Source organism: uncultured Roseibium sp. (genome assembly GCF_947496995.1).
In the GTDB taxonomy this organism is placed as follows: Bacteria; Pseudomonadota; Alphaproteobacteria; order Rhizobiales; family Stappiaceae; genus Roseibium.
The window spans coordinates 20492-42669 of the sequence record NZ_CANMFD010000004.1 but is presented as its reverse complement, the minus strand read 5'-3'; the positions used below and the strand labels follow the sequence as shown (position 1 = coordinate 42669).

The 22178-nt window shown below is 60.5% G+C and carries 21 protein-coding genes; 10 read left to right on the top strand and 11 right to left on the bottom strand.

The features are described 5' to 3' along the window. Window positions 1-76 precede the first annotated feature (76 nt). Window positions 77-556 (top strand): YcgN family cysteine cluster protein, encoded by a 480-nt coding sequence (locus Q1B40_RS16200; RefSeq protein WP_299816634.1) that lies wholly within the window; start codon window positions 77-79, stop codon window positions 554-556. A gap of 31 nt (window positions 557-587) precedes the next feature. Here Q1B40_RS16200 and Q1B40_RS16195 read toward each other — a convergent pair whose 3' ends face one another. Then, window positions 588-1205 (bottom strand): TetR/AcrR family transcriptional regulator, encoded by a 618-nt coding sequence (locus Q1B40_RS16195; RefSeq protein ID WP_299816632.1) that lies wholly within the window; start codon window positions 1203-1205, stop codon window positions 588-590. A gap of 110 nt (window positions 1206-1315) precedes the next feature. Here Q1B40_RS16195 and Q1B40_RS16190 point away from each other — a divergent pair, with 110 nt between their 5' ends. Further along, the gene (locus Q1B40_RS16190; protein WP_299816630.1) at window positions 1316-1897 is read left to right on the top strand and encodes an NAD(P)H-dependent oxidoreductase; all 582 of its coding nucleotides are present in this window, start codon (window positions 1316-1318) and stop codon (window positions 1895-1897) included. An 86-nt stretch (window positions 1898-1983) separates the two neighbouring features. Here the strand turns inward: Q1B40_RS16190 and Q1B40_RS16185 are convergent, their stop codons facing one another. Both Q1B40_RS16185 and Q1B40_RS16180 read right to left on the bottom strand, forming a co-directional pair. Then, complete coding sequence (locus Q1B40_RS16185) at window positions 1984-2988, bottom strand: P1 family peptidase (protein ID WP_299816628.1); 1005 nt, start codon at window positions 2986-2988, stop codon at window positions 1984-1986. A 55-nt stretch (window positions 2989-3043) separates the two neighbouring features. Beyond that, window positions 3044-3571: a flavin reductase gene (locus Q1B40_RS16180; RefSeq protein ID WP_299816626.1), complete on the bottom strand. Its 528-nt coding sequence runs from the start codon at window positions 3569-3571 to the stop codon at window positions 3044-3046. A gap of 218 nt (window positions 3572-3789) precedes the next feature. Here Q1B40_RS16180 and Q1B40_RS16175 point away from each other — a divergent pair, with 218 nt between their 5' ends. Further along, window positions 3790-4896 carry a branched-chain amino acid ABC transporter substrate-binding protein gene (locus Q1B40_RS16175; protein ID WP_367279138.1) on the top strand — a complete coding sequence of 369 codons (1107 nt, stop codon included), beginning with the start codon at window positions 3790-3792 and terminating at the stop codon, window positions 4894-4896. 50 nt (window positions 4897-4946) lie between these two features. Here the strand turns inward: Q1B40_RS16175 and Q1B40_RS16170 are convergent, their stop codons facing one another. After that, window positions 4947-5567 carry a YceI family protein gene (locus Q1B40_RS16170; protein ID WP_299816624.1) on the bottom strand — a complete coding sequence of 207 codons (621 nt, stop codon included), beginning with the start codon at window positions 5565-5567 and terminating at the stop codon, window positions 4947-4949. Between the two features lie 297 nt (window positions 5568-5864). Between Q1B40_RS16170 and Q1B40_RS16165 the strand changes: the two genes are divergently transcribed. Together Q1B40_RS16165 and Q1B40_RS16160 are read left to right on the top strand one after the other, a co-directional pair. After that, on the top strand, window positions 5865-6338 hold the full coding sequence (locus Q1B40_RS16165; RefSeq protein ID WP_299817727.1) for a L,D-transpeptidase: 474 nt from the start codon (window positions 5865-5867) through the stop codon (window positions 6336-6338). A gap of 247 nt (window positions 6339-6585) precedes the next feature. Next, complete coding sequence (locus Q1B40_RS16160; RefSeq protein WP_299816622.1) at window positions 6586-7500, top strand: hypothetical protein; 915 nt, start codon at window positions 6586-6588, stop codon at window positions 7498-7500. A gap of 103 nt (window positions 7501-7603) precedes the next feature. Here the strand turns inward: Q1B40_RS16160 and Q1B40_RS16155 are convergent, their stop codons facing one another. Together Q1B40_RS16155 and Q1B40_RS16150 are read right to left on the bottom strand one after the other, a co-directional pair. After that, complete coding sequence (locus tag Q1B40_RS16155; protein ID WP_299817724.1) at window positions 7604-8809, bottom strand: VWA domain-containing protein; 1206 nt, start codon at window positions 8807-8809, stop codon at window positions 7604-7606. Window positions 8810-8855: 46 nt separating this feature from the next. After that, window positions 8856-9794, bottom strand: coding sequence for a MoxR family ATPase (locus Q1B40_RS16150; protein WP_299816620.1), 939 nt, complete (start codon window positions 9792-9794; stop codon window positions 8856-8858). Window positions 9795-9956: 162 nt separating this feature from the next. On the opposite strand from Q1B40_RS16150, the gene Q1B40_RS16145 reads away from it, so the two are divergent. Both Q1B40_RS16145 and Q1B40_RS16140 read left to right on the top strand, forming a co-directional pair. Then, window positions 9957-10304 carry a cytochrome c gene (locus tag Q1B40_RS16145; protein WP_299816618.1) on the top strand — a complete coding sequence of 116 codons (348 nt, stop codon included), beginning with the start codon at window positions 9957-9959 and terminating at the stop codon, window positions 10302-10304. A 137-nt stretch (window positions 10305-10441) separates the two neighbouring features. Beyond that, on the top strand, window positions 10442-10714 hold the full coding sequence (locus Q1B40_RS16140) for an usg protein (RefSeq protein WP_299816616.1): 273 nt from the start codon (window positions 10442-10444) through the stop codon (window positions 10712-10714). Window positions 10715-10722: 8 nt separating this feature from the next. Here the strand turns inward: Q1B40_RS16140 and Q1B40_RS16135 are convergent, their stop codons facing one another. Both Q1B40_RS16135 and Q1B40_RS16130 read right to left on the bottom strand, forming a co-directional pair. Beyond that, entirely contained in the window at window positions 10723-11526 is an 804-nt protein-coding gene (locus tag Q1B40_RS16135; RefSeq protein ID WP_299816614.1) for a methyltransferase, read from the bottom strand. Window positions 11527-11531: 5 nt separating this feature from the next. Beyond that, complete coding sequence (locus Q1B40_RS16130) at window positions 11532-11768, bottom strand: DUF2007 domain-containing protein (RefSeq protein ID WP_299816612.1); 237 nt, start codon at window positions 11766-11768, stop codon at window positions 11532-11534. Between the two features lie 256 nt (window positions 11769-12024). On the opposite strand from Q1B40_RS16130, the gene Q1B40_RS16125 reads away from it, so the two are divergent. Beyond that, window positions 12025-12960 (top strand): polyprenyl synthetase family protein, encoded by a 936-nt coding sequence (locus Q1B40_RS16125; RefSeq protein ID WP_299817721.1) that lies wholly within the window; start codon window positions 12025-12027, stop codon window positions 12958-12960. Between the two features lie 82 nt (window positions 12961-13042). Here the strand turns inward: Q1B40_RS16125 and Q1B40_RS16120 are convergent, their stop codons facing one another. Together Q1B40_RS16120 and Q1B40_RS16115 are read right to left on the bottom strand one after the other, a co-directional pair. Further along, a complete protein-coding gene (locus Q1B40_RS16120) occupies window positions 13043-13924 on the bottom strand; it encodes a 4-(cytidine 5'-diphospho)-2-C-methyl-D-erythritol kinase (protein WP_299816610.1) in 882 nt (293 codons plus the stop codon). Between the two features lie 11 nt (window positions 13925-13935). After that, window positions 13936-15723 (bottom strand): tetratricopeptide repeat protein, encoded by a 1788-nt coding sequence (locus Q1B40_RS16115; RefSeq protein WP_299816609.1) that lies wholly within the window; start codon window positions 15721-15723, stop codon window positions 13936-13938. A gap of 274 nt (window positions 15724-15997) precedes the next feature. On the opposite strand from Q1B40_RS16115, the gene ppdK reads away from it, so the two are divergent. Together ppdK and Q1B40_RS16105 are read left to right on the top strand one after the other, a co-directional pair. Continuing rightward, window positions 15998-18667: a pyruvate, phosphate dikinase gene (ppdK, locus tag Q1B40_RS16110; RefSeq protein ID WP_299816607.1), complete on the top strand. Its 2670-nt coding sequence runs from the start codon at window positions 15998-16000 to the stop codon at window positions 18665-18667. A 44-nt stretch (window positions 18668-18711) separates the two neighbouring features. Further along, window positions 18712-19665, top strand: coding sequence for a methylmalonyl Co-A mutase-associated GTPase MeaB (locus Q1B40_RS16105; RefSeq protein ID WP_299816604.1), 954 nt, complete (start codon window positions 18712-18714; stop codon window positions 19663-19665). A gap of 16 nt (window positions 19666-19681) precedes the next feature. Here Q1B40_RS16105 and Q1B40_RS16100 read toward each other — a convergent pair whose 3' ends face one another. After that, window positions 19682-22003, bottom strand: coding sequence for a bifunctional diguanylate cyclase/phosphodiesterase (locus tag Q1B40_RS16100; protein ID WP_299816602.1), 2322 nt, complete (start codon window positions 22001-22003; stop codon window positions 19682-19684). Window positions 22004-22178 lie beyond the last annotated feature (175 nt).

Below are 22178 nucleotides of genomic sequence, written 5' to 3'. Positions count from 1 at the left end.
GCTCAGGATGTCCGATATCCGGACGCCCTGGCGGGACCGGAAAAAACGGCAGATTGCTCTGACAGGCGCGGATAAAATGAAACCGGCAGATATCGAGGAACATCTCCCGTTCTGGAAAACCAAGACGCTGGAGGAGATGAGCGGCCCGGAGTGGGAATCGCTGTGCGACGGCTGCGCCCGTTGCTGTCTCAACAAGCTGGAAGACTGGGACACGGGTGAAATCGTCTGGACCGATGTCGCCTGCACCCTGCTGGATGGCGACAGCTGCCGCTGCAAGGACTACGAACACCGGGCGGCGACCGTCCCCGATTGCATTCGCCTTACACCGGAAGAGGTGCGCACGCTTACCTGGCTGCCGCCCACCTGCGCCTATCGTCTCGTTCGCGAAGGGCAGGATCTCTACTGGTGGCATCCGCTGGTGTCGAAAGATGCCGAAACCGTGCACCAGGCAGGCATTTCCGTGCGCGGCAAATCCGTGCCGGAGGACGGTTTGGCCCTGGAAGAATACGAATTCCATGTCGTCGCCTGGCCCGGGGAAGTGCCCGACGCACGGTGACGGCCACCCCGTCTTGAAGATCCGGCTGTCCTCACGCGACCAGCAGATAGGCTTCCACATGACGGCGGAGCCTGGCTTCCAGTTCCCCACGGTCGGTAAGCTGGTGACTTTTCAGCAGGATCGCGCCATGCACCATGAAGGCCACCAGACCGTCGACCATTTCCGTCGGTGACCGGTCGTGCCGCAAGGCCGGCTTGATGGCCGCCGTGTCCTGCCAGATCTGAAGGAAAGCCGCGAGATCCGCGTCAAGCGCATCGAGCGTTTCGACGAATTCCGAGGCGCAATGCGGCTTCGTGACGCCGATATTGTCGAGGAACAAGCGCAGGATCGTCGGGTTGTCGGTGATCACGGCAATAAGAGACATCATCCGCCTCATAAGCGTGCCGACAGGATCCGACAGGTCTTCTGCGGGATCCCCTTCGTCCTGTGAAGGACCGCGCAGCGCGTTGAGCCTGTCCAGAAGCACATAGGACAGCAGCCCGTCCATGTCGCCGAAATGGGAAAATACGGTTCCTTTCGCGACGCCGGCTTCCTGCGCGACGGCATCGGCCGTGACGAGTTCCAGACCGTGTTTCCGGCTCAGATCCCTGGCTGCCTGCAGCACGCGGGCCCGGGTGGCAATGCTGCGTTGCTGCGGCTTGCGTGTCATGCACTCTCCAAAAAAATGACCGTGGTCAGGAAATATCTTGACCTACGGACAGGAAGATGTCAAAAAATGACCACGGTCAATTTTTACCCTTTGCCAGAATCGGACTTGAAATGACACGAATACTGATCCTCGACGGACATCCGGCCAGCCGCACATTTTGCGGTGCGCTTGCACAGGAATATGCCAGCAATGCCGAATCGAGCGGACATGAGGTGCGCTTGCGGCATCTTTCCGCGTTGGACTTCAATCCGGATTTCGGCGTCTCCAGCTTCAAGGATGCGCCGTCGCTGGAAGCCGATCTCCAGGCGTTGTGGGACGATATTGTCTGGTGCGAGCATTTCGTCGTTTCCCATCCGCTGTGGTGGGGCGGGCTGCCGGCAAAGCTGAAGGGTGTTTTCGACAGGGTTCTGCTGCCGGGCAAGGCGTTCCGGTATGTTGCCGGAAAGCCCATTCCGGAAAAACTGCTCAAGGGGCGCACTGCCGAAGTGCTGGTAACCTCGGACACGCCCGGCTGGTACTTCCGCTGGATCTACGGGGCAGGCGTCAGGAAGCAGATCGAAAAACAGATCCTCGGCTTCTGCGGACTGAAGCCAAAGGGCTATCACCTGTTTTCGCCGATCAGGGGATCGCAGGAGCAGCAGCGGGCGAAAATGCTCGTGCGGGCAGGGGGTCTCGGTCGCAGGGTCGCATGAATTCCAAAGCGCCCGACTGTCTCCATGGTCGCGGCATTAGCCTGCTGTCGCTGCTTACATGACGCCGGTTCCAAGAGAGGCAGCGCTTACGAACCGAAGCGCTGCTGCCACGTGGGAACGGGATCTCCGGTGGCCGGGGTTGCATGATAGATGCCTCTGGCAATGGCGCGGGCGAGGCAGGAGGCTGCCCCTGCGCCGAGCTGCACCATGTCCTCCAGGCCGTTTTCCATCTTACGGTGACCGGTAGACATGGCGAACACCAGATCTCCGTCTAGCGGCGTATGCGCGGGCCACAAGGCCCGGGCGAGGCCGTCATGAGCCATGACGGCGAGGCGCTTGGCTTCGCTCTTCGTCAGGATCGCGTCGGTGGCGACGGCGGCTATGGTCGTGTTGGCGCCGGCTTTCAGCCCGTCCAGCTTGGTTCTGACCAGAGTTGCGTCCTGCGGGAGGGGGTGAACCATGCCGAGGCCGCCGAATTCATCGCCGATCTCGAAAGGGGCGGCCCAGAAGTGTGCGCCGTCGCCGACCGTTGCACGGCCCAAGGCATTCACGGCGACGATTGCCCCTACGGTAACGCCGTTTTCCAGAACCATCGATGCGGACCCGAGGCCGCCCTTGAGGTTTGCCGTTGTCGCTCCGGTGCCCGCACCGATCGAGCCAAGGGGGAAATCATGGCCGATCGCATCCAGTGCGGCGCGCCCGAGATCGCGGTAAGGCGCGGCCTGTCCCCAGCTCTTGTCGCCACCGTTGAGGAGATCGAACAGGATGGCTGTGGGAACGATCGGAACCCGAAACGGACCGATTTCGAAGCCGTAGCCCAGTTCCGCTAGGCGCCCCTGGACCCCGGCGCCGGCATCAAGACCAAAGGCCGACCCGCCCGCCAGCACGATGGCATCGATCTTTTCCACGGTCTGTTCCGGCTCCAGAAGCGCGATTTCGCGCGTGCCCGGTGCACCGCCGTGAATGGCGACGGAGGTCACAGCAGGCTCGTCGGGAACAAGAACGGTCGCGCCGGATTTCAGCTCCTGGTCGGACGCGTTGCCGATTTTCAGGCCGGGAACATCGGTAATCAGATTGCGCAAGCCGGCCATAAGAGGTCTTTCCCAGAATTCGCGTAGCAGAACGAAGAGTGTGATCGTCCGCCGGCTATGTGTCGAGGCTTTTGTAGCCTCTTCGGACATAGAGCAGGGATTTGCCCGGATCCGTCATGCGCAAATCCGCAACCGTGCCGATGACAATTGAGTGCGTGCCCATCTCGGTGACCGCATAGACATCGCAATCAACGCTGAGACGCGCACTGTCCAGTGCCGGGCAGCCCGTCGCCAGCGGTGTCCAGTCTCCCTTGGCGAAGCGGTCCGGCATGTCAAGGTTTTCGCGCCCGGCAAAGGCATCGGAAATGGCTTCATGATCGTCGCTGAGTGTGTTGAGGCAGAAACAGCGGTTTTCCAGCACCGCGCCATGAATGCGCGTTTGTCGGTTGAGACAGATAAGGATGCTTGGCGGATCGTCACTTACCGAACATGCGGCGGAAACGGTTGCTCCCATCCGTCCAGCCGGCCCATCGGTGGTCACCACATGGACGGCAGCGGCAATGCGGCTCATCGCTTCCCGGAAAATCTTCATGTCGAGCGGCAGCCTGGTCTGATCTGCCGGATCTGATGAGGATGGGGGCATTCTGTCTGCTCCATGGGACAGCGGCGATGGAATCGGGCAAGGCCCCGGGCACGGCGGAAGTTTATGGCTCCCGGATCAAAGGTGCAATCGTCGCGGCCCGGTCGGCAAGGTCCGGGAATATATATTCGAACGGGGGAACACTAATTGAACAAGCCGGATTGAGCTCGGTATGCGCTCAGGTTAGGTGTAATGGACTTGAAAAAAGGATTTCCGGGAGAATGATGAAAAACCGGCAGCTTGCCGCCAGCATTGCCTTTCTGGTTTGCGGTCTCCTCAGCGGGCCGGCCCTCGCCGATATTCCAATTGCCGTCGCGGGGCCGATGAAGGGCCAGTTCGCTGCATTCGGCGCACAGATGCTGGCCGGCGCCGAACAGGCGGTCGCAGACATCAATGCAGCCGGCGGTGTGAATGGCGAGCCGCTTGTTCTCGAAGTCGCGGATGACGCCTGTGACGGAGAAACGGCAACCGCAGTTGCCAACCAGATGATCGGCAAGGGGGTCAGGTTCGTCGCGGGGCATTTCTGTTTCAGCGGATCGATCGCGGCAAGCGAGGTTTATTCCGGGGCGGGGATCGTGCAGATCTCTCCGGCGACCACGCTGCCGGCCTATACCGATCAGCGTCCGGGTGGCGGCATCTTCCGGCTGGCTCCAAGGGATGACCGGCAGGGCAGGCTTGCCGGGCGTCTTCTGGCGGAGGAATTCGCTGACGCGCGTGTCGCTATCCTCCACGACAAGACCGCTTACGGGAAAAGCCTCGCCGATGCGGTCAGGGCCGAGATGAACAGCCTGGGCAAGTCGGAGAGCATGTTCTACGGGTTCGATTCCGGTGGCCAGGATTACAGTGCGCTTGTCTCCCGGCTGGGCCTCGAAGATGTCGGCGTTGTCTATCTGGGTGGGTATTATCCGGAAGCCGGGTTGATCAGGCTTGAAATGAACCGCCAGGGACTGGACGCGGTGATGGTGTCCGGCGACGCACTGATGACGGAAGAATTCTGGTCGGTGACAGGACCGGCGGGTAACGGCACCCTCGTGAGCTATCCGCAGGACCCGCGCGACAGTCCGTCTGCCGGGGATCTTGTGAGCGTACTGGAAGAAGCGGGCAAACCCGCGGAACGCTATGCCCTGACAACCTATGCGGCCATTCAGGCCTGGGCGCAGGCAGCGGAAGCGGCGGGCGGCACGGATGAAGACCAGGTTACGGCAGCCCTGCGGGAAGGTTCGTTCCAGACCGTACTCGGGACCGTTTCCTTCGATGAAAACGGTGACAGCAATGTGCCGGACTTTGTCTGGCATGAATGGCGGGACGGCGAGATCCTGCAAAAATAGCCCTTCCGGATCGCACCGGACGGGCTATTTTTGAAAGTGGTGCAAGTATTTTATCCGCGCTGTCCGGTGCCGGAGATCTTCAGATTGACCTTGTCGGCATAGATCGGCAGGCCGATTTCCATGCCGTAAAGGCTTCTCAGGAACCCGCCGGTAACTTCAAAACCGACACGTCCGTCCGACCCGGTTCCGGTGACGGTCACGGACAGCTTGGTACGTTTCTTCATGCCGCGCAGCGTCAGAATGCCTTCGACCTCGGCGGAGTCCGCTCCGGTGATGCGTACCCTTGTGCTGCGAAAATCGGCAAGCGGATATTTCGCGACGTCGAACATGGCCGAGCTCTTCAGGAAACCGGTGACCTTGTCGTTGTCGGTCTCAACGCTTGCGAGGTCGATCGTCACGCTCACGCGGCTTTTTTCCGGCCGGTTCTGGTCGAGGACCATTTTGCCTGAAACCTTGTTGAATTGTCCGTTCACCGATCCCCGGCCGAGGACGCGGACGGAAAAGCCCGTGTCTATCTGGGCTGGCGAAAGCACATAGGTCCCCGAAATGGGGCCGGCCAGAGCCGGGGCGGGAACGGACGCGCAGAGAAGAACGAGGGCCAGAGCCGGAAACTTCCAGCAAGCTCTCAAGCGGTCGGCGAAAGCGGTCGGCGCGGTATCAAAAGAGGTCATGTTTCAGTCCTTCAACTGGATCTTCGGCTATGCAATCGACGAAGGCGGGGGGATCTCGCTCTCCTGACCGAAGCTGCAAGGGAATTATCGCTTTGAACCGCACTGGGCATAGTGCTCCGCGTCACAGCAGATAGGGCGCGGCGCTGTGCCGGCTATCGCTGCATTAACCTTTTGATAAGAAAATCATGGCGGATGCGTTCAATCCGACGGACCTCGGCTGTATTCTCCCGGAAACGATCGGGAAAAGCCATGTATTTGAAGTCCTTGTTCCGTGGCGTCTTGCCGCTGGCAATCATCATGATCCTCAGCGGCATGACACCGCCGGCAGATGCGGCCGAAGTGGTCGGGTTTGCAGATGCCAGGTTTCGGCCCGGCACGATTGTTATCAAGAACTCCGAGAAACGACTCTATCTGGTTCTCAGGGGGCAAAGAGCGATCCGCTACAGTGTGGCCGTCGGCAAACGGCAAAAAGCCTGGACAGGCAATGCTCTGATCACCGCGAAATATATCAAGCCCGACTGGGCACCGTCTCCGGAAGTCCGCCGGGACTTCCCGCATCTTCCCACGGTGATCCGGGGCGGAGCACCCAACAACCCGATGGGCGTTGCCGCGATGACCCTGTCGAATGGCAATTACGCCATTCACGGCACCAACCGCCCGGGATCAATCGGTCGTGCCGTTTCCTACGGCTGCATCCGCATGGCCAATCACGATATTCAGGATCTGTTTCAACGGGTGGGCGTCAGCACGCAGGTTATCGCACTGCCTTAGATCAATCACTTACAGATAACGCAAAACGCATTGGATCGAGTTGCTTCTGAATTGGAGCGTTTGACACCCATTGAGTCCGGTTTCGGTTATTAGGCAATTTTTACAAGCATGAATTACTCTTTGTAAATCTTGCCAAGAAAAGGCTATTTTAGATTTGAGTCAACTATTGCGTGTATTGTCAGTTTTCATATAGTTTATGTTTGCAATGCAACGTTCCCGATCTCCGGGTGACTGGTGCCGGCTGGACATGACCGATTTCGAATTGTCAGATTTTGAAAGTTCCCTGTTCCACCAGCTGATTGGCTGCTCGCTGCTGCTCGTGGTGATATTCGGCCTTGCACATAATGTCTTTCTTTCCGTCGGAGATCCTTTTTCCGGAACTTTGCCATCGACACATCCCCTGACCGCCGCCGGATTTCTCGTTCTGGCATGCGCGATTCTTTTTCGGCCGAAATGGGAGAACCCCGTCTGGCTCTGCGCCGGTCTGGCGTGGATTTTCATAGCGCTCTCCGGACTGCGCGTCCTTGAGGCTCTCTTCCCGAACCATATTTCGCCCTTCACAGACGGGTACATTACGGCCGCGTTGGAATCGGTGGGTCTGTATGGCCGATTTTCGGTGGAAACAGCGCTGTTCCTTATTTGCAGTTTCGCATATGTGCTGGCTCCGGAACGCCAGCTGCCGGTCAGGCTGTTGGCGGTTTCCTGCGCTCTGGCGGTGCTCTCGTTGGGATTGGTCGAAATGGCTTGTTCATTTCTTCTGTGGGGCAACGAGCTCTCGCTTATTACCCAGGTCGCGATGATCCTTGTCTGTCTCGACATGATATACCGGTTGCAAGATCAAGCGCCGTTTCACGTTGTCTTCCGGACGGCGCGGTCCTCGTTCTACTTTCAGTTCAGCGTGCTCGCACTTTACCTGTGTCCGATGATCATCGGCGCGGTTCTGATGCACAAGTTCGAGGTCTCGCCGGCATTCCGGACATCGTTCGAATTCGCCTTCGCCGGAACGAGCTGGCTATTGCTCTTTCTCGCCCTGGCTCTTGGAACCTACCTGGACAGTCGCAAGCAGGAGCAGTCGGGTCTCAGGCAACTGAACACGGGTCAGTCGCCGGGCCATGCCAGTCGTGCGAACCGTAGCTATCGCGGCAGCGATCACCTCTCCTGAGGATGCACCACCCTCCGGGGATCAATTCCTTTTTCCGAGTTTCATTGGCAGCAGGTTGTTCAGGAACGCATCACCGCGTGAGGACGCTGTTTGCCCACAAGCCTTAAAGCCACCTGCGGGGATCGGCGTCTGCCGTGCGAGGAGCACCGGAGAGGGCGGTGACAAGGTCCGCGACCGCATCCAGCGAGTGGACGGCGCGGAATTCATCGACGTGAGGCAGTATGGCGCGGATGCCCTTGGCCTTGGCTTCGAACCCTTCGAAGCGAAGCAGGGGATTGAGCCAGATCAGGCGGCGGCAGGAGCGGTGCAGACGGTCCATCTCCCGCTCCAGATCCTCGTCGGTGTCGCGTTCCAGCCCGTCGGTAATCAGCAGCACGGTAGGCTGGCCGGAAAGCACCCGGCGTGACCAGTGCAGGTTGAAATCGTGCAGTGCCGAGGCGATCCGCGTGCCGCCGGACCAGTCCTTCACGTCTTCAGAACAGGCTTCCAGGGATTCGTCCGGATCCTTCATTCTCAGCTGTCGGGTGACATTGGTGAGCCGCGTGCCGAACAGGAACGTATGCACGTCCCGCCGCTCGGCGGTCAGCCCGTGCAGGAAATGCAGCAGCAGGCGGGAATACTGGCTCATCGACCCGGAAATGTCGCAAAGCGCGACCAGCGGCGGGCGCTTTTCTCCGGGTTTGCGGAACTTGAGGTCGATGATGCCGCCACCGGCCTGCATGGAGGCGCGCAACGTCCGGCGCGGATCGACACGGCCCCTCGTGGCGGGCTTGAGACGGCGCAGCCGGATCCTGTCCACGGGCAGGGCCATCTTGCGCAGCGCGGATTTCGCCGTCGCAATCTCGTCGGCCGTCATCTGCGCGAAATCCTTCGTCTGCAGCAGTTCCTTGCCGGACACGGTGAACTTGGCGTCCACCTCGATTTCTGGAACGGTTTCCTCCGCGATACGCTCCCGCCTGGCCTCAAAGGCCTGCGAAACACGGGTCTGACCGGCCCGGGGTTTTTCCGGCGCGGTGCGAGCAGGGGCAACTGGGGACAGGATCGCCAGCATCTTCTCGACCAGCCCGCGGCTCTGCCAGTAGATCCGGAAAGCCTCGTCGAAAAGCACCCGGTGTTCGTGTTTGCGCACGAAGACCGCATGCAACGTCCAGTAAAGGTCTTCCCTGTTTTCAATGCCAGAGACTTCCACAGCGGAAACCGCATCGACCACGGATGCGGGGCCGACCGGGACACCAGCCTTGCGCAGAGTTCGGGCGAAATAGACGATATTGTCCGTTATGCGCGAGCGAATTTCAGGCGAAGGCTGAATGGGAGCCTCCCTTTCGGCGCGATAGGGGCAGGGGTGTGCGTGCCATCTAGATCGTCGGCATCGTCTGCTGGTGCGGCGTATCCTTGCGGATATCGTCGACCATCTGCCGCACCTTCGAGCCGCGGACCCGTTCGATGTCATCCTGGTATTTCAACAGAACGCCCAGCGTGTCGGAGGCCATGTCAGGGTCGAGCGCGATTTCATTCAGTTCGGAAAGCGCTGTTGCCCAATCGAGCGTTTCGGCGACACCCGGCTGTTTGAACAGATCCTCCTCGGCGCGCAGTTTCTGAACGAAGGCGACAACTTCAGCTGCAAGCCGCTGTGCGGCGCCGGGCACCTTGCGCCGGACTATCTCCAGTTCCCGCTCCGCATCCGGATAGTCGACCCAGTGATAGAGACAGCGGCGCTTCAGGGCGTCGTGAATTTCGCGGGTGCGGTTGGTGGTGATGATGACGATCGGAGGTTCGTCCGCCCGGATGGTTCCCAGTTCGGGAATTGTGACCTGATTGTCCGCGAGCACTTCCAGCAGAAAGGCTTCGAATGCCTCGTCGGCACGGTCCAACTCGTCGATGAGAAAGACGGGTGCACCTGAAAGGGACGGTTCCAGAGCCTGCAGGACAGGACGTTTGATCAGGAAGCGCTCGTCGAAGATCGACTTTGAAAGCTCGGTATGGTCCAGGTCGCCGGACGCTTCGGCGACGCGGATTTCCACCATCTGCGCCGGATAATTCCACTCATAGACCGCGGAGGCGACATCAAGGCCTTCATAACACTGAAGCCGGATGAGGTCGCGGCCGAGGGTGGTGGCAAGCACCTTGGCGATTTCCGTCTTGCCGACGCCGGCCTCGCCCTCGAGAAAAAGCGGCCGTTTCATTTTCAGGGCAAGATGAAGGACGGTCGCCAGGGACCGATCCGCGACATATCCCGCCCCGTCCATCAGTTTCAGAGTGCCTTCGATGGAATCGGGTAGCGGGGTCGGGCTCATGTGTCCTCCAGTGCATCGGTGTTCTTCGAACTATATATAGCCAGATGCGCAATGAAGCCATGCCACAGTGTGTGTACGGCGTCATCCCCGTGTTCATCCTAATGTCTTTCCCGTTCCGGACCCTCTATAAATCAGAGAGGGATTCAAGGAGAGGATACATTCGTGTTGAAATGGGTACCGGTTCTGGGGCTTGTCGTCCTGTCCATGTCCGGCGGTCATGTCGCTGCTTCGGACGGAGGCTATCCGACTGACGCCGCCAGTCTCGCTTCCGGACGAGAGCTGGCGGAAATCCACTGCGCGGTCTGTCACGCGGTAGGGCCGGATGATGAGAGTGCGCAGGCAGGAGCACCGGCGTTCCGCGATCTTTCCAACCTCTATCCGCTGGAAAGCCTTGAGGAGCCGCTGGCCGAGGGCATCGTCACCGGTCACGACGGCATGCCCGAATTTGCCTTCGCCCCGGATGACATCGACGCCTTTCTGGGGTATCTGGCTTCCATTCAATCCCGTTGATGCCGTGCAGGCCGGTTTGTTAGCAGCTTTGTTCAGCTGCTGCCAAAGTACTGGTTATAAACAGTATTTGATCGAGAGCCGGGTCAGGTTATCCTGATTTCGTGACATTCTTTCTTGGCAACAGAGAAAGGACCGGCATGAAAACCAGCTCAGACTTTGAAAAGCGACTTCTCGGCTACGGCCTGCTGACGGCTGAAATCCTCTATCGGATTCCCGACCATCCGAAACTGCTTCAGAGCTTTCTCTGGCAGACAGAGGATCTCGCTCCGAAATTTCCGGAACTAAACCGGTTCCTGAAATTCTGGGAAAGAGAAGTCGAGGGCAGAATTCACTCTGTGCGCGTCGCCCATCAGAAACTCGTCACTCCGGTAGACTTCCGCTTTGCCGACGGCGAGATCGTGATGCACTGAAAAGACCCTTATCGGCGCAGGGAAAGTCCGAGGCCTTGGCCGTCGCGCATGATGGTCTGGGCCTGGCTTGTGAAGTCGGACCCTTCACCTTTGTGCAGGACAAAGCCCGGCAGCAGCCGCATGGGCGCCTTGCTGGCGCGAATGGCACGGATGAGTATGCGGGTTGCCGGTGCTTCCTGGCGCGGGCGCAGGGGAATGACGTCAATCGCCCCGAAGCGGCCCTGAAGGATGTTCAGCAGGTCCGGAAGACCGTCTCCCCGGAAAATGACGGTGAGGCTGCCGCCGTCGCGGACAATGTCCGTCGCCGTTTTCACCCAGGGCTCAAGCCCGCGTTCATCGAGCATGTGAGCGCCGGCCCGCGCTTCCTTCGGCGAAGCCCGGAACCTGTCGGCCTCATAGTAAGGCGGGTTCATGATCACGTGGTCGGCCATCGAGGGCTTGAGGCCCGCGGCATGGCGGAAGGTTCCCTTTGCGATGATATCGGCTTCCAGCAGCGTGACCCGGTCGGCAAAGGCCACGTTGTGCGGATCTTCCAGTCCGCGCCCTGCGAGGGACAACGCTGTGGGATCGAGCTCGACCAGGGTGACGCTGATGTCCGCCAGACGGGCGGCGGCGCAAAAGCCGGCGGTTCCGACACCGGCGCCCAGGTCGACCACATGTCCGCTTGTCGTCTCCGGCAGCGCGGCCGCAAGGTAGACCGCGTCGAGACCGGCCCGGTGACGCCCGTATCTGGGCTGATGCACATAGACCCTGCCGCCCAGAAAAGCGTCGCGTGTCGTCTCCGTGTCGTTGGCGGCGAGCTGCGTGTTCATGAGTGTCAGACCTGCCCGGTTTCCGGCCGCAACTCGCCCTCCAGGCCGGCTTCGCGCACCAGCATGCGGGCCTTCTGGATCTGGTCGGAATGAACCAGGAGTCGGCGCGGGATGATGCCGAGCGAGCCTTCCAGAACGCTCATGTTGCCGTCTGCGACAAAATGCTTGATGCCGGCCTCCTCCAGAATCGATTCCAGGTACGAAATCAGGACGGGATCATTTGTTCTGACGAGTTCTTCCATTGGATTCCCGGTTTTAGCTGCCTACCAAGATACGGTCCGAAAAAGCACCGTCCGGCACCGGTGTCCAGCAAAACCCGTCAAATGTGGCATTTCAACAGCTTGTCTGCCGATTGGCGTCTTGCCCCGCGCGCAATCGCACCATATTGTCCGCTCAAACATTCAGGGAGTGCCGTGAGTGGCCTTTGTTGCGACCTATACTGACAGTCAGCCGCGCCGTGCGAGCATTCAATCTCTCGTGGAACTCGTTTCCCCGGGCATGACCAGCGTCAACAACCTGATCCTCTCCAAGGCGGGATCCAATGTCGATCTGATTCCGGAAATCGCCAAACACCTGATCTCGTCCGGCGGCAAACGGCTCCGCCCGATGCTGACGCTCGCCTGCGCGGATATGTTCGGCTACCAGGGTGACGGGCATGTCACGCTGGCGGCCAGCGTCGAGTTCATGCACACGGCAACGCTGCTTCATGACGATGTCGTCGATGAAAGCGACATGCGCCGCGGCAAGCTGGCAGCCCGCAAGCTCTGGGGCAACCAGGCAAGCGTGCTGGTGGGAGATTATCTGCTCGGGCAGGCGTTCAAGATGATGGTGGATGTGGGCTCGCTGGAAGCTCTGCGCATCCTGGCCTCCGCGTCCGCAGTCATTGCGGAAGGCGAAGTCTTGCAGCTCGGTGCCGCCAAGAACATCGCCACCAGCGAAGAGGACTATCTGCGCGTGATCGAGGCCAAGACGGCGGCCCTGTTCGCGGCAGCGGCGGAAGTCGGGCCGGTGATCGCCGGTCAGAATGATGAGATGAAACAGGCTGCGCGCACGTACGGCATGGAGCTCGGCTATGCCTTCCAACTGGTCGACGACGCGCTGGACTACGGCGGCTCCTCTGCTGATCTCGGCAAGGATGTTGGCGATGATTTCCGCGAAGGCAAGATCACGCTGCCGGTCGTGCTGGCCATTGCCCGCTGCACGGACGGTGAGCGGACCTTCTGGAGTCGTTGCCTTGAAGGCGAAGAAGTCGAGGACGGCGATCTGGAGCAGGCTATCGAGCTGCTGAGGAAATACGACGCCCTCTCCGATACGGTTCAACGTGCCCGCGATTACGGCGAGAAAGCTCTCCGCGCGCTCGATCCGCTGCCTAACGGGGCGCATAACGACGCTCTTGCGGACGCTGTCGCCTTCTGCATCTCACGTGTGAGCTGATTGCTGTAACGCGCTGATATTTAAATCAGAGACGGGATCATGCTCGCTGCGCGAAACGGCATGTTCTGTCGTGTTCCTGAAGCTACGACAAGGGCCCTGAAGCGATCCACCATTCGGGGTGGTCGGCTCTGAGGCTGCGCTCGATCTCCGCGGCGTGTTCCCGTTTGCACAGACCGAAACAGGTGGCACCGGAGCCGGACATGCGGGCGAGATCGATCCGGCTGTCTGCCTCAAGCACCGACAACACGTCACCGATGCCGCCGCAAAGCTGCATGGCCGCATCCTGCATGTCGTTTCGGCAACTTTTCAGATAGCCGGTGAGTTGCGCCAGAGTGTCGAAGCTTTCGGGTAACGGCGGCAACGGCGGGTTGTCGCGCCGGGTCATCGATCGGAAGACATCCGGAGTGGAGACGGCGGCCTTCGGATTGACCAGAACCATCCCGCAGGCCGGTAGTTCCGGCCCGGTTGCCAGTTCATCGCCGATACCGCGCATGATCTGGGGTTCGGGAATGAGGCACACGGGAACATCGGCGCCGAGCGACAGCGCCAGGGCGTGAAGGTCTTCCTCGGGCAGATAGGTTTCGGTGAAATCCTCAAGAAGACGCAGTGTTGTTGCCGCGTCGCTGGAGCCGCCGCCGATCCCCGAAGAGACAGGCAGCCGTTTAGTCAGCGTAAGGCGGATGTCGGGGCAGGGCAGGTTCGCCCTGTCCGCGAAGGACCGGACAGCCTTCAGGATGAGGTTGTCCTCGTCAGGTCCCTCGAGATCGCGCGCGAAGGGACCTTCCAGAACAAGCTCCAGCTTTTCCGAAGGTTCCAGCGCGATGCGGTCCCCGATCTGCGGAAACACGACAAGCGACTCCAGCAGATGGTAGCCATCGGAGCGTTGCCCGGTAATGTGCAGGGCCAGGTTGACCTTGGCACGGGCAAGTTCCACCCGCGGAGAGGGAGGGTGGGAAAGAGACATAGCGGCCGCGGTCAGCCGCCGTTCTGGTCGTTTTCCGCCTTCGCGGCGTCCGTCACAGGCGTGTCCGGCATGCCGTTGGCGATCTTGTCCAGGATCGTGGGAAGATCCTTGTCGTCCGGTCCGAGGTCCCGCGCATGGTTCCACTGGAACCGGGCTTCGTTGCGGCGGCCCACCATCCAATAGGCATCGCCCAGATGGTCGTTGATGACCGGGTCGGCCGGGCGCAGCTCGATGGCACGCTCCAGTTCCTTGACCGCTTCCTCGTAACGTCCGAGGCGATAGTAGACCCAGCCGAGACTGTCGACGATGTAGCCGTCCGATGGCCGCAACTGGACAGCGGTCTTGATCATGTTCAGAGCTTCGTCGAGCTTCAGACCCTGATCGACCAGCGAATAGCCGAGATAGTTGAGGACCAGCGGCTGGTTTTCGTTGAGTTCAAGCGCCTTGCGGAAATCGGCTTCCGCCAGGTCCCATTTGTCCAGCCGTTCGCGGCTGATGCCGCGGAAATAGAGCAGCAGCCAATGCTGCGGCGCCAGCTCGGAAATCGTGTCCAGACCCTTGGTGTAGATGACTTCCGCGTCGTCATAGATCTCGTGGGATCGCAGGATATTGCCAAGTGCAATGACCGCTTCCAGATCGGAGGGATCCTGATCGATCAGTTTCTGCAAATGCGAACGGGACTCCTCGAGCTGGTCGAGGGCGTTGTAATTGAGCCCGACCTGGATCTCCGCTTCGCGTTTCAGAACGCTGTCGTCGGGCACCTTCGTCAGGGCAGCTATCGCCCGTTCCGGCTGATCCATGCGTTCGAAAACGGCTCCGAGGGCAATCGCCGCGAATTCCGCGTTCGGGTCCAGATAGAGCGACAGCTGCAGGTAGGAGGTCGACAGTTCCTCACCGCCGTCACGGCCGATCACCGCACCCAGGCCGTAAAGGATTTCCGCCATGCCTTCGGCCGGCTTGGTGACCAGCGGCGGGATGATGGCACCGCTTTCGAGAATCGCTCTCGTCTGGTCGAGCTTGGGATGGCCGCGAAACTGCTGGTCATACTGGTTGAGGACGTCGAGCGCTTCTTTCTGGCGGGCGTTGGCGGCCAGAATACGGGCGTAGGCATCCACGACGCGAATGGCGCCCTGGTCAATCTCGTAGGCGCCTTCAATCGCCTCGAGGGCGTCCTGATTGCGGCCGGCGGCGAACAGAAGATGGGACTTGTGAGTCGCCTTGAAGACCTCGAACCAGTCCGGCCCGTTGAGCGAGTCGATCATCTCGACCGCTGCGTCGATCTGCCCGTTGCCGTAAAGGGCCCATGCGCGGGAAATGCCGACGGACAGTTGGGCGAGAGGGCCGTTTCTGCTTTTCGCCAGGGCTGCATCCGCTTCCGCGTAGCTGCCTTCAACCATGCGCTGCGCGCCCACGGTGAGCTGGGCCAGGAAATTCTCCAGCCCGTTCTTTTCCATTTCATCGGCATAGACAACGGCCTGCTCGACGTCGCCATTGGCCAATTTCAGCAGGAACGTGCGTTCCAGAAGCATGGTGTTGGCCGGGTCGGCCGCCAGGGATTCCTCATAGAAGGCGGCCGCCTGTCCGTAGTCCTTCTGGAAACCGGCAAGGCGTCCGGACAGATAGCTGCCCGACAGAGTGAACGGCAGATCGGGGGGCGTGCCGAAGGTGTCCGCCTGCGCATTGGTTTCAGCGCCGGCTGCGGCGGGCAGGAGGGCGATTGCGCTGACCAGCGCAAGGAGCTTCAGTTTGAAAGGCCTGCGGTCCATCCTGGCAACGGCGCCGGTCACTTGTGTCATCATTCTTCGCACTTCCGATTGCTGAGCCGGTTCGATTGTTGCTTATTGCCTTCGACAATGGCGTCTTTAAGGCTGAGCGGCAAGGCAGCCGGGATAACTTTCTGAGGGTTTAAATCCTTTCAATTTTGCCGATCGTCAGAATTCTCGAAGCTTGGCGTGCGAGGAAGCGGATTTCGGCCTAAAAGGACTTGATGACGGTGATCTGCCGTAGCAGGTATGTGCCCTGCAACATTGACTGAAGCGCGGGCGTACCCTGCGCGGCGCGAGGAGAGTTGACATGGCCAAGTGGGTCTACAGTTTCGGCAACGGGTCTGCGGAAGGGGCAGCGCACATGCGCAACCTTCTGGGTGGCAAAGGCGCCAATCTTGCCGAAATGAGCAGCCTCGGCCTGCCCGTACCACCAGGCTTCACGATCACCACAGAAGTCTGCACCTGGTTTTACGACCATGACAATTCCTATCCGGAAACGCTCGTCGCCGAGGTTGTGGAAGCGCTGGACAGGATCGGCGCGGCGACGGGCCGCACGTTCGGCGGCGAGGAGCGCCCGCTTCTGGTTTCGGTGCGCTCCGGTGCCCGCGTCTCGATGCCCGGCATGATGGATACGGTGCTCAATCTCGGATTGAACGACCGAACGGTCGAAGCTTTGGCGCAAGAGTCAGGTGACCGGCGCTTCGCCTACGACAGCTACCGCCGCTTCATCCAGATGTATTCCGATGTGGTGCTCGGGGTCGATCATCATGAATTCGAGGAAATCCTCGAGGACTACAAGGAGCGCAACGAGCTGAAGCTCGATACGGATATCGACGCCGATGCATGGCTGGGTCTGATCGAAAAGTTCAAGGCCCTGGTGGAAGAGGAACTGGAAAAGCCGTTTCCGCAGGATCCCCAGGAGCAGCTCTGGGGCGCCGTGGGAGCGGTGTTCGGGTCCTGGATGACACCGCGTGCGGTCACTTACAGGCGGCTGCACGATATTCCCGGCAGCTGGGGAACCGCCGTCAACGTTCAGGCAATGGTGTTCGGCAACATGGGGACGAACTCCGCCACCGGCGTTGCCTTCACGCGCAATCCGTCCACCGGCGAAAACGCGCTCTACGGCGAATTTCTGGTCAATGCCCAGGGAGAGGATGTCGTTGCCGGGATACGTACACCGCAGGACATCACCGAAAAAGCGCGGCTGGAAGCCGGTTCGTCCAGTCCTTCTCTGGAAGCGCTGATGCCCGCAGCCTTCGCTGAATTCCAATCCTACTGCGCAAGGCTGGAAGCCCATTACACGGACATGCAGGACCTCGAATTCACCATCGAGGAAGGCAAGCTCTGGATGCTACAGACCCGCGCCGGCAAGCGCACGGCAAAGGCCGCGCTGAAGATCGCCGTCGACATGGTCGCCGAAGGTCTGCTTGGCGAAGAAGAAGCGATCGGCCGTGTCGAGCCGGGTGCGCTTGACCAGCTTCTGCATCCCACCATCGATCCGAAGGCGGAACGCGATGTGCTGACGACCGGCTTGCCGGCATCGCCAGGCGCTGCCTCCGGAGCCATCGTCTTTACCTCGGCGGCCGCGGAAGACGCGAAGGCCGAAGGCAGGAAAGTCATTCTGGTGCGGGTGGAGACAAGCCCGGAAGACATTCACGGCATGCATGCAGCCGAGGGCATTCTGACCTGCCGGGGGGGCATGACCAGCCACGCGGCGGTGGTTGCCAGGGGAATGGGCAAGCCCTGTGTCGCCGGCGCCGGCATGCTGCGTATCGATTACCGCAACGGTGTCATGAATGCGGCCGGACGCCAGTTCAAAGAGGGCGACATCATCACTATCGACGGGGCGAACGGCCAGGTTCTCTCCGGCAAGGTGAGCATGCTGCAGCCCAAGCTGTCGGGCGATTTCGGCACGCTGATGGGCTGGGCCGACAAGGTTCGGCGCATGACCGTGCGCGCCAATGCGGAAACACCGCAGGATGCCAAGGTTGCCCGCGACTTCGGTGCCGAGGGGATCGGCCTGTGCCGGACGGAGCATATGTTCTTCGCAGGCGAACGCACCGTTGCCGTGCGCGAGATGATCCTCGCGGAGACAGAAGAAGGACGGCGGACGGCGCTTGCCAAGCTGCTGCCGATGCAACGGCAGGATTTTATCGAGCTCTTCGAGATCATGCATGGCCTGCCGGTGACCATCCGCCTGCTCGATCCGCCGCTGCATGAGTTCCTGCCGAAAACGGACCATGAGCTTGCCGAAGTCGCTGCGGCGATGGGAGCCGATCCGGATCTGCTGCGGGACCGAGCTTTGGCCCTGGAGGAATTCAATCCGATGCTCGGCCATCGAGGCTGTCGTCTGCTGGTCTCCTATCCTGAGATCGCGGAAATGCAGGCCAGGGCGATCTTCGAGGCCGCCGTGGAAGCTGCGCGGGTGACCGGCGCGCCGGTCGTTCCGGAAATCATGGTGCCGCTGGTCGGATTGAAGAAGGAACTGGATCTGGTCCGGCAGAGCATCGAGGCGATGGCCGCTGCCGTGCAGAAAGAGACCGGGGCGGAACTGACCTATCAGATCGGCACCATGGTCGAATTGCCGCGCGCGGCGCTCAAGGCAGCCGAAATTGCGCAGTCCGCTGAGTTCTTCTCCTTCGGGACCAACGATCTTACCCAGACCACCTTTGGCATCTCGCGTGACGACGCCGCATCCTTCCTCGGCACTTATCAAAGGAAGGGCATTCTGGAACAGGATCCTTTCGTGTCCCTCGATCAGGAAGGGGTGGGCGAGCTTATCCGCATCGGTGTGGAACGCGGCCGCTCGACCCGTCCGGACATCAAGCTTGGCATATGCGGCGAGCACGGCGGCGATCCCGCCTCGATCGGATTTTGCGAAGAGGTCGGACTTGACTATGTGTCCTGCTCGCCCTTCCGGGTGCCGATTGCTCGTCTGGCTGCCGCGCAATCGGCCCTCAAGTCCAGATCGGGCTGACCGATGCGGTGCGGCGAAAAGGCGGTCGGTGCCGCAAGGACGGAATGAGCGGGGCTTTCCCTTCGCTGGAAGACCTGCGTGCGGGCGGCAAGCGGCTGCTCGCAAGGGTTCTCTCCCGGCTGGAAACACATGCCGGAGATGCCGAGACGGCTGCCTTCCTGGACCGCATCTGTACCAGTGTGCGTGCCGAGGTCGTCGGATTGACGGGACCGCCCGGCGTTGGCAAATCCAGCCTGAGCGATGCTCTCATCAAGGTTTATAGATCGGAGGGCAGGAAGGTCGGCGTCCTTGCCGTCGATCCGTCTTCGGCCCTGACGGGAGGCGCACTGCTCGGCGACCGCACCCGGCTGAAGACCGATCCGTCCGATGACAACGTCTTCGTGCGATCCATGGCGGCCCGTAACCGGCTGGGAGGACTTTCCGACCATGCGGTTGCGGCCATTGTCGTGCTGAGAGCCGTCTGCGACCGCGTTATCGTCGAGACGGTCGGTATCGGCCAGTCGGAAGGCGATTTGAAACAGGCCGTTGATACGGTGATCTTGTGCATTCAGCCCGGGTCCGGTGACAGCCTGCAATTCATGAAGGCCGGCATCATGGAACTGCCGGATGTGGTGGCGGTGACCAAAGCGGATATGGGCGTTTTAGCACGCAGGGCGGCCTCGGATGTCAGGGGCGCGCTCTCGCTGAGCGGGGCCGGTACGGGAGGCTGGCAGGTTCCGGTGTGCGAGGTTTCAGCCGAAACCGGACAGAGCATTCAGGAGCTGACCGTGCTGACGGCCCGGCATCACGCCCATCTGGTCGAAAGCGGCACTTTGGATCCGCGCCGGCAGGATCAGCAGGCCGCCTGGTTCGGCGACATGGTGCGGACGGAATTCGGTCTGACGGGTCTTCGATTGGCCGAGCAGCCACCGGCCGATGTCCGGATGGACAGGGCGAGAACCGAACCTTTTACAAGCTTTGCATCTTTCGCAGCGGATTTCAGGCGTCGGCTCGGCTGACGAAGGTAGACATGCTCTAGAAGCCCACGCCGGCCTTGCGGGGCTGGAAGCTGAGATCGGTTCCGAACCCGCCGCTGCTGTCGCCGTTGAAGTCCTCCAGAAACGCTGTCAGATCGGTTTCCGAACGCGGTTTGGAAATGTAAAACCCCTGCATCCGGTGGCAATCATGCGCCTGAAGGAAACGAAGCTGTTCCAGCGTTTCGATACCTTCCGCAACGATCGTCATGCCCAGGGCCTTGCCGAGCTGAATGATCGACACAAGGATGGCTTCGGCCTCCGGATTGCCGTTCATGCCGGAGAGGAAATCGCGGTCGATCTTGAGTGTATCGAAGGGGAAGCGGCGCAGGTAGCTCAGGCTGGAATACCCGGAGCCGAAGTCATCGAGCGCGACCTTCACGCCGAGGTTTTTCAACCGGCGCAGTGCCTTGAGGACGGAATCGTTGCGCCCGGCGAAGACGCTTTCGGTGACCTCGATCTCAAGGCGCTGAGGCGGAAGATTATTCGCGGCAAGGATCGCCATGACCTTCTCGACGAAACGCGGATGCTTGAACTGGTTGGGTGAGACGTTCACCGCAACGATCACGCCCGGCCAGTCATGTGCCTTGGCGCAGGCCTTGTTCAGGACCCAGATGCCGAGTTCGTTGATCAGGCCGGTTTCTTCGGCAACAGGAATGAACTGGGCCGGGGAGACAATCGTGCCGTCCGCCTTGGTCCAGCGGGCAAGGGCCTCGACCGATACGATACGGCGACAGCCGGTGTCGGATTGCGGTTGATAGGCAAGGTCCAGTTCGTCGTTCTTCAGCGCCAGGCGAAGCTCTCTCGACATCTTGTCTCTCGACTGAACCTGGTGCTCCATGTTCGCTTCGAAAAAGGAACGCCGGTTGCGGCCGTTGGCCTTGGCGTCATAGAGGGCGATATCGGCTTTGCGGAGCAAGTCGTCGGGGTCGTTACCGTCCCTGGGGGCGACGGCCACGCCTATGGAAAGGCTGGCAAACAGCTCGCGGCTGCCGATCATGATCGGGCGGGCGATCTCGTCCTGTACCTGGTCCAGTATGTATTCCAGCCATTCGTCATCTTCACAGTTCCGGATGACCATGGTGAATTCGTCGCCGCTGATCCGGGCGACAATACCGTTATCGGGAATGACCCGCTGCAAACGTTGCGCGACCGCCACGATCACCTGGTCACCGGCCGAGTGGCCCAAGGTATCGTTGATGTCCTTGAAGTGATCCAGGTCGATATAGACGACGGCGGTGTTCTTTTGTTTTCCGGTGCTCTTTTCGAGAATTTCTTTCAGAAGCGCATGGAACCGGGCTCTGTTGGGAAGCCCTGAAAGTGCGTCATGGCGCGAGGCGAAAACGGCCTTGGCCTCGCTCCTTGCCAGCCGTTTGGTCATCAGCCGGGTAAAGACGATGACCGCAATCACCAATGCGGCGATCATGAAGGCGGCCAGGGCGAGGAACGGAGTGATGCGGTCGAGCATCTGGCTGCCGGGAAGAGTGGTGTTCCAGCCCAGGACCCCGACCAACCTGCCAAGCGGCGAGTAGAGCTCGAACCGGCCGGCGCCGTCCCGGTCTGACTTCACGTTCGGAAGGGGATCTGCCCCGGCACCTTGCTCAAAGCTTTTCAGGACAAACCCGTCCAGCCGCGTCATCTCCGCGATATCGTGCAGTTTTTCGCCATTCAGCGGCATCAGGCTCACGAGTGTTACCGGAGGACTGCGCTTCTTGGAAATGGACAGGATCTGCGGCACGACGGCCGCTGCGGTGAACAGGTGAGGGCGGCCGTTTATGCTGATAACGCCGGTTTCGGCGATCGACCGGCGGGTTTCGTTGTATTCGGGCGCGAACCGGAACAGACCGGACGGCGTTTTCTTCATGGCAACGATGTAGCGGGCGCGTACCTTGGCGATTGCGGGCCGGAGATCTTCGATCAGGCCCCTTGTCATCCACATCTGGGTGAGGTCATGCGCATAAACGTTCTGAATCGCGAGGTCGCGGTCAAACAGCACTGATTTGGTGAAGCCGTGATTCTGGTACAGCCAGTGCGTCATGTTGTTGTGAATCCAGCTCTTATCCGGATCCAGCTGATTGACAACATGGTAGGCTTCCTCCCAGATCACAACGCCGGTCTGCTGTTTGACCAGATGGTTCTGAGAGAGCTGCATGGCCCCGGCAACGAGGGTGTGCTGCGACTGTTCGGCGTTGCGGTCGGAAAGACGGGCGGACCAGTGCATCACGCCGAAAATGCCGAATACGGAGATCAGCACGATGGCGACCATCGGAATGATGATCGCGCCTGCAATCTTTCCGCCTGAATTTCTTGCCGAATAGTTCATCTGCCGCCCGATTTATTTTGCGGCAGTATGCCCTCACGGGGTTAAGGAATGCCCCTAGTTTTTTAGTAAAATTACCGTAAAGAGAGCTTAGTTCAGCAGCGGAAGTTTCAGCGAAATCAATCGGTATTGCGATTCCCGCATTCAACGGCGAACATCGGCCCGGCGCACCATTGCG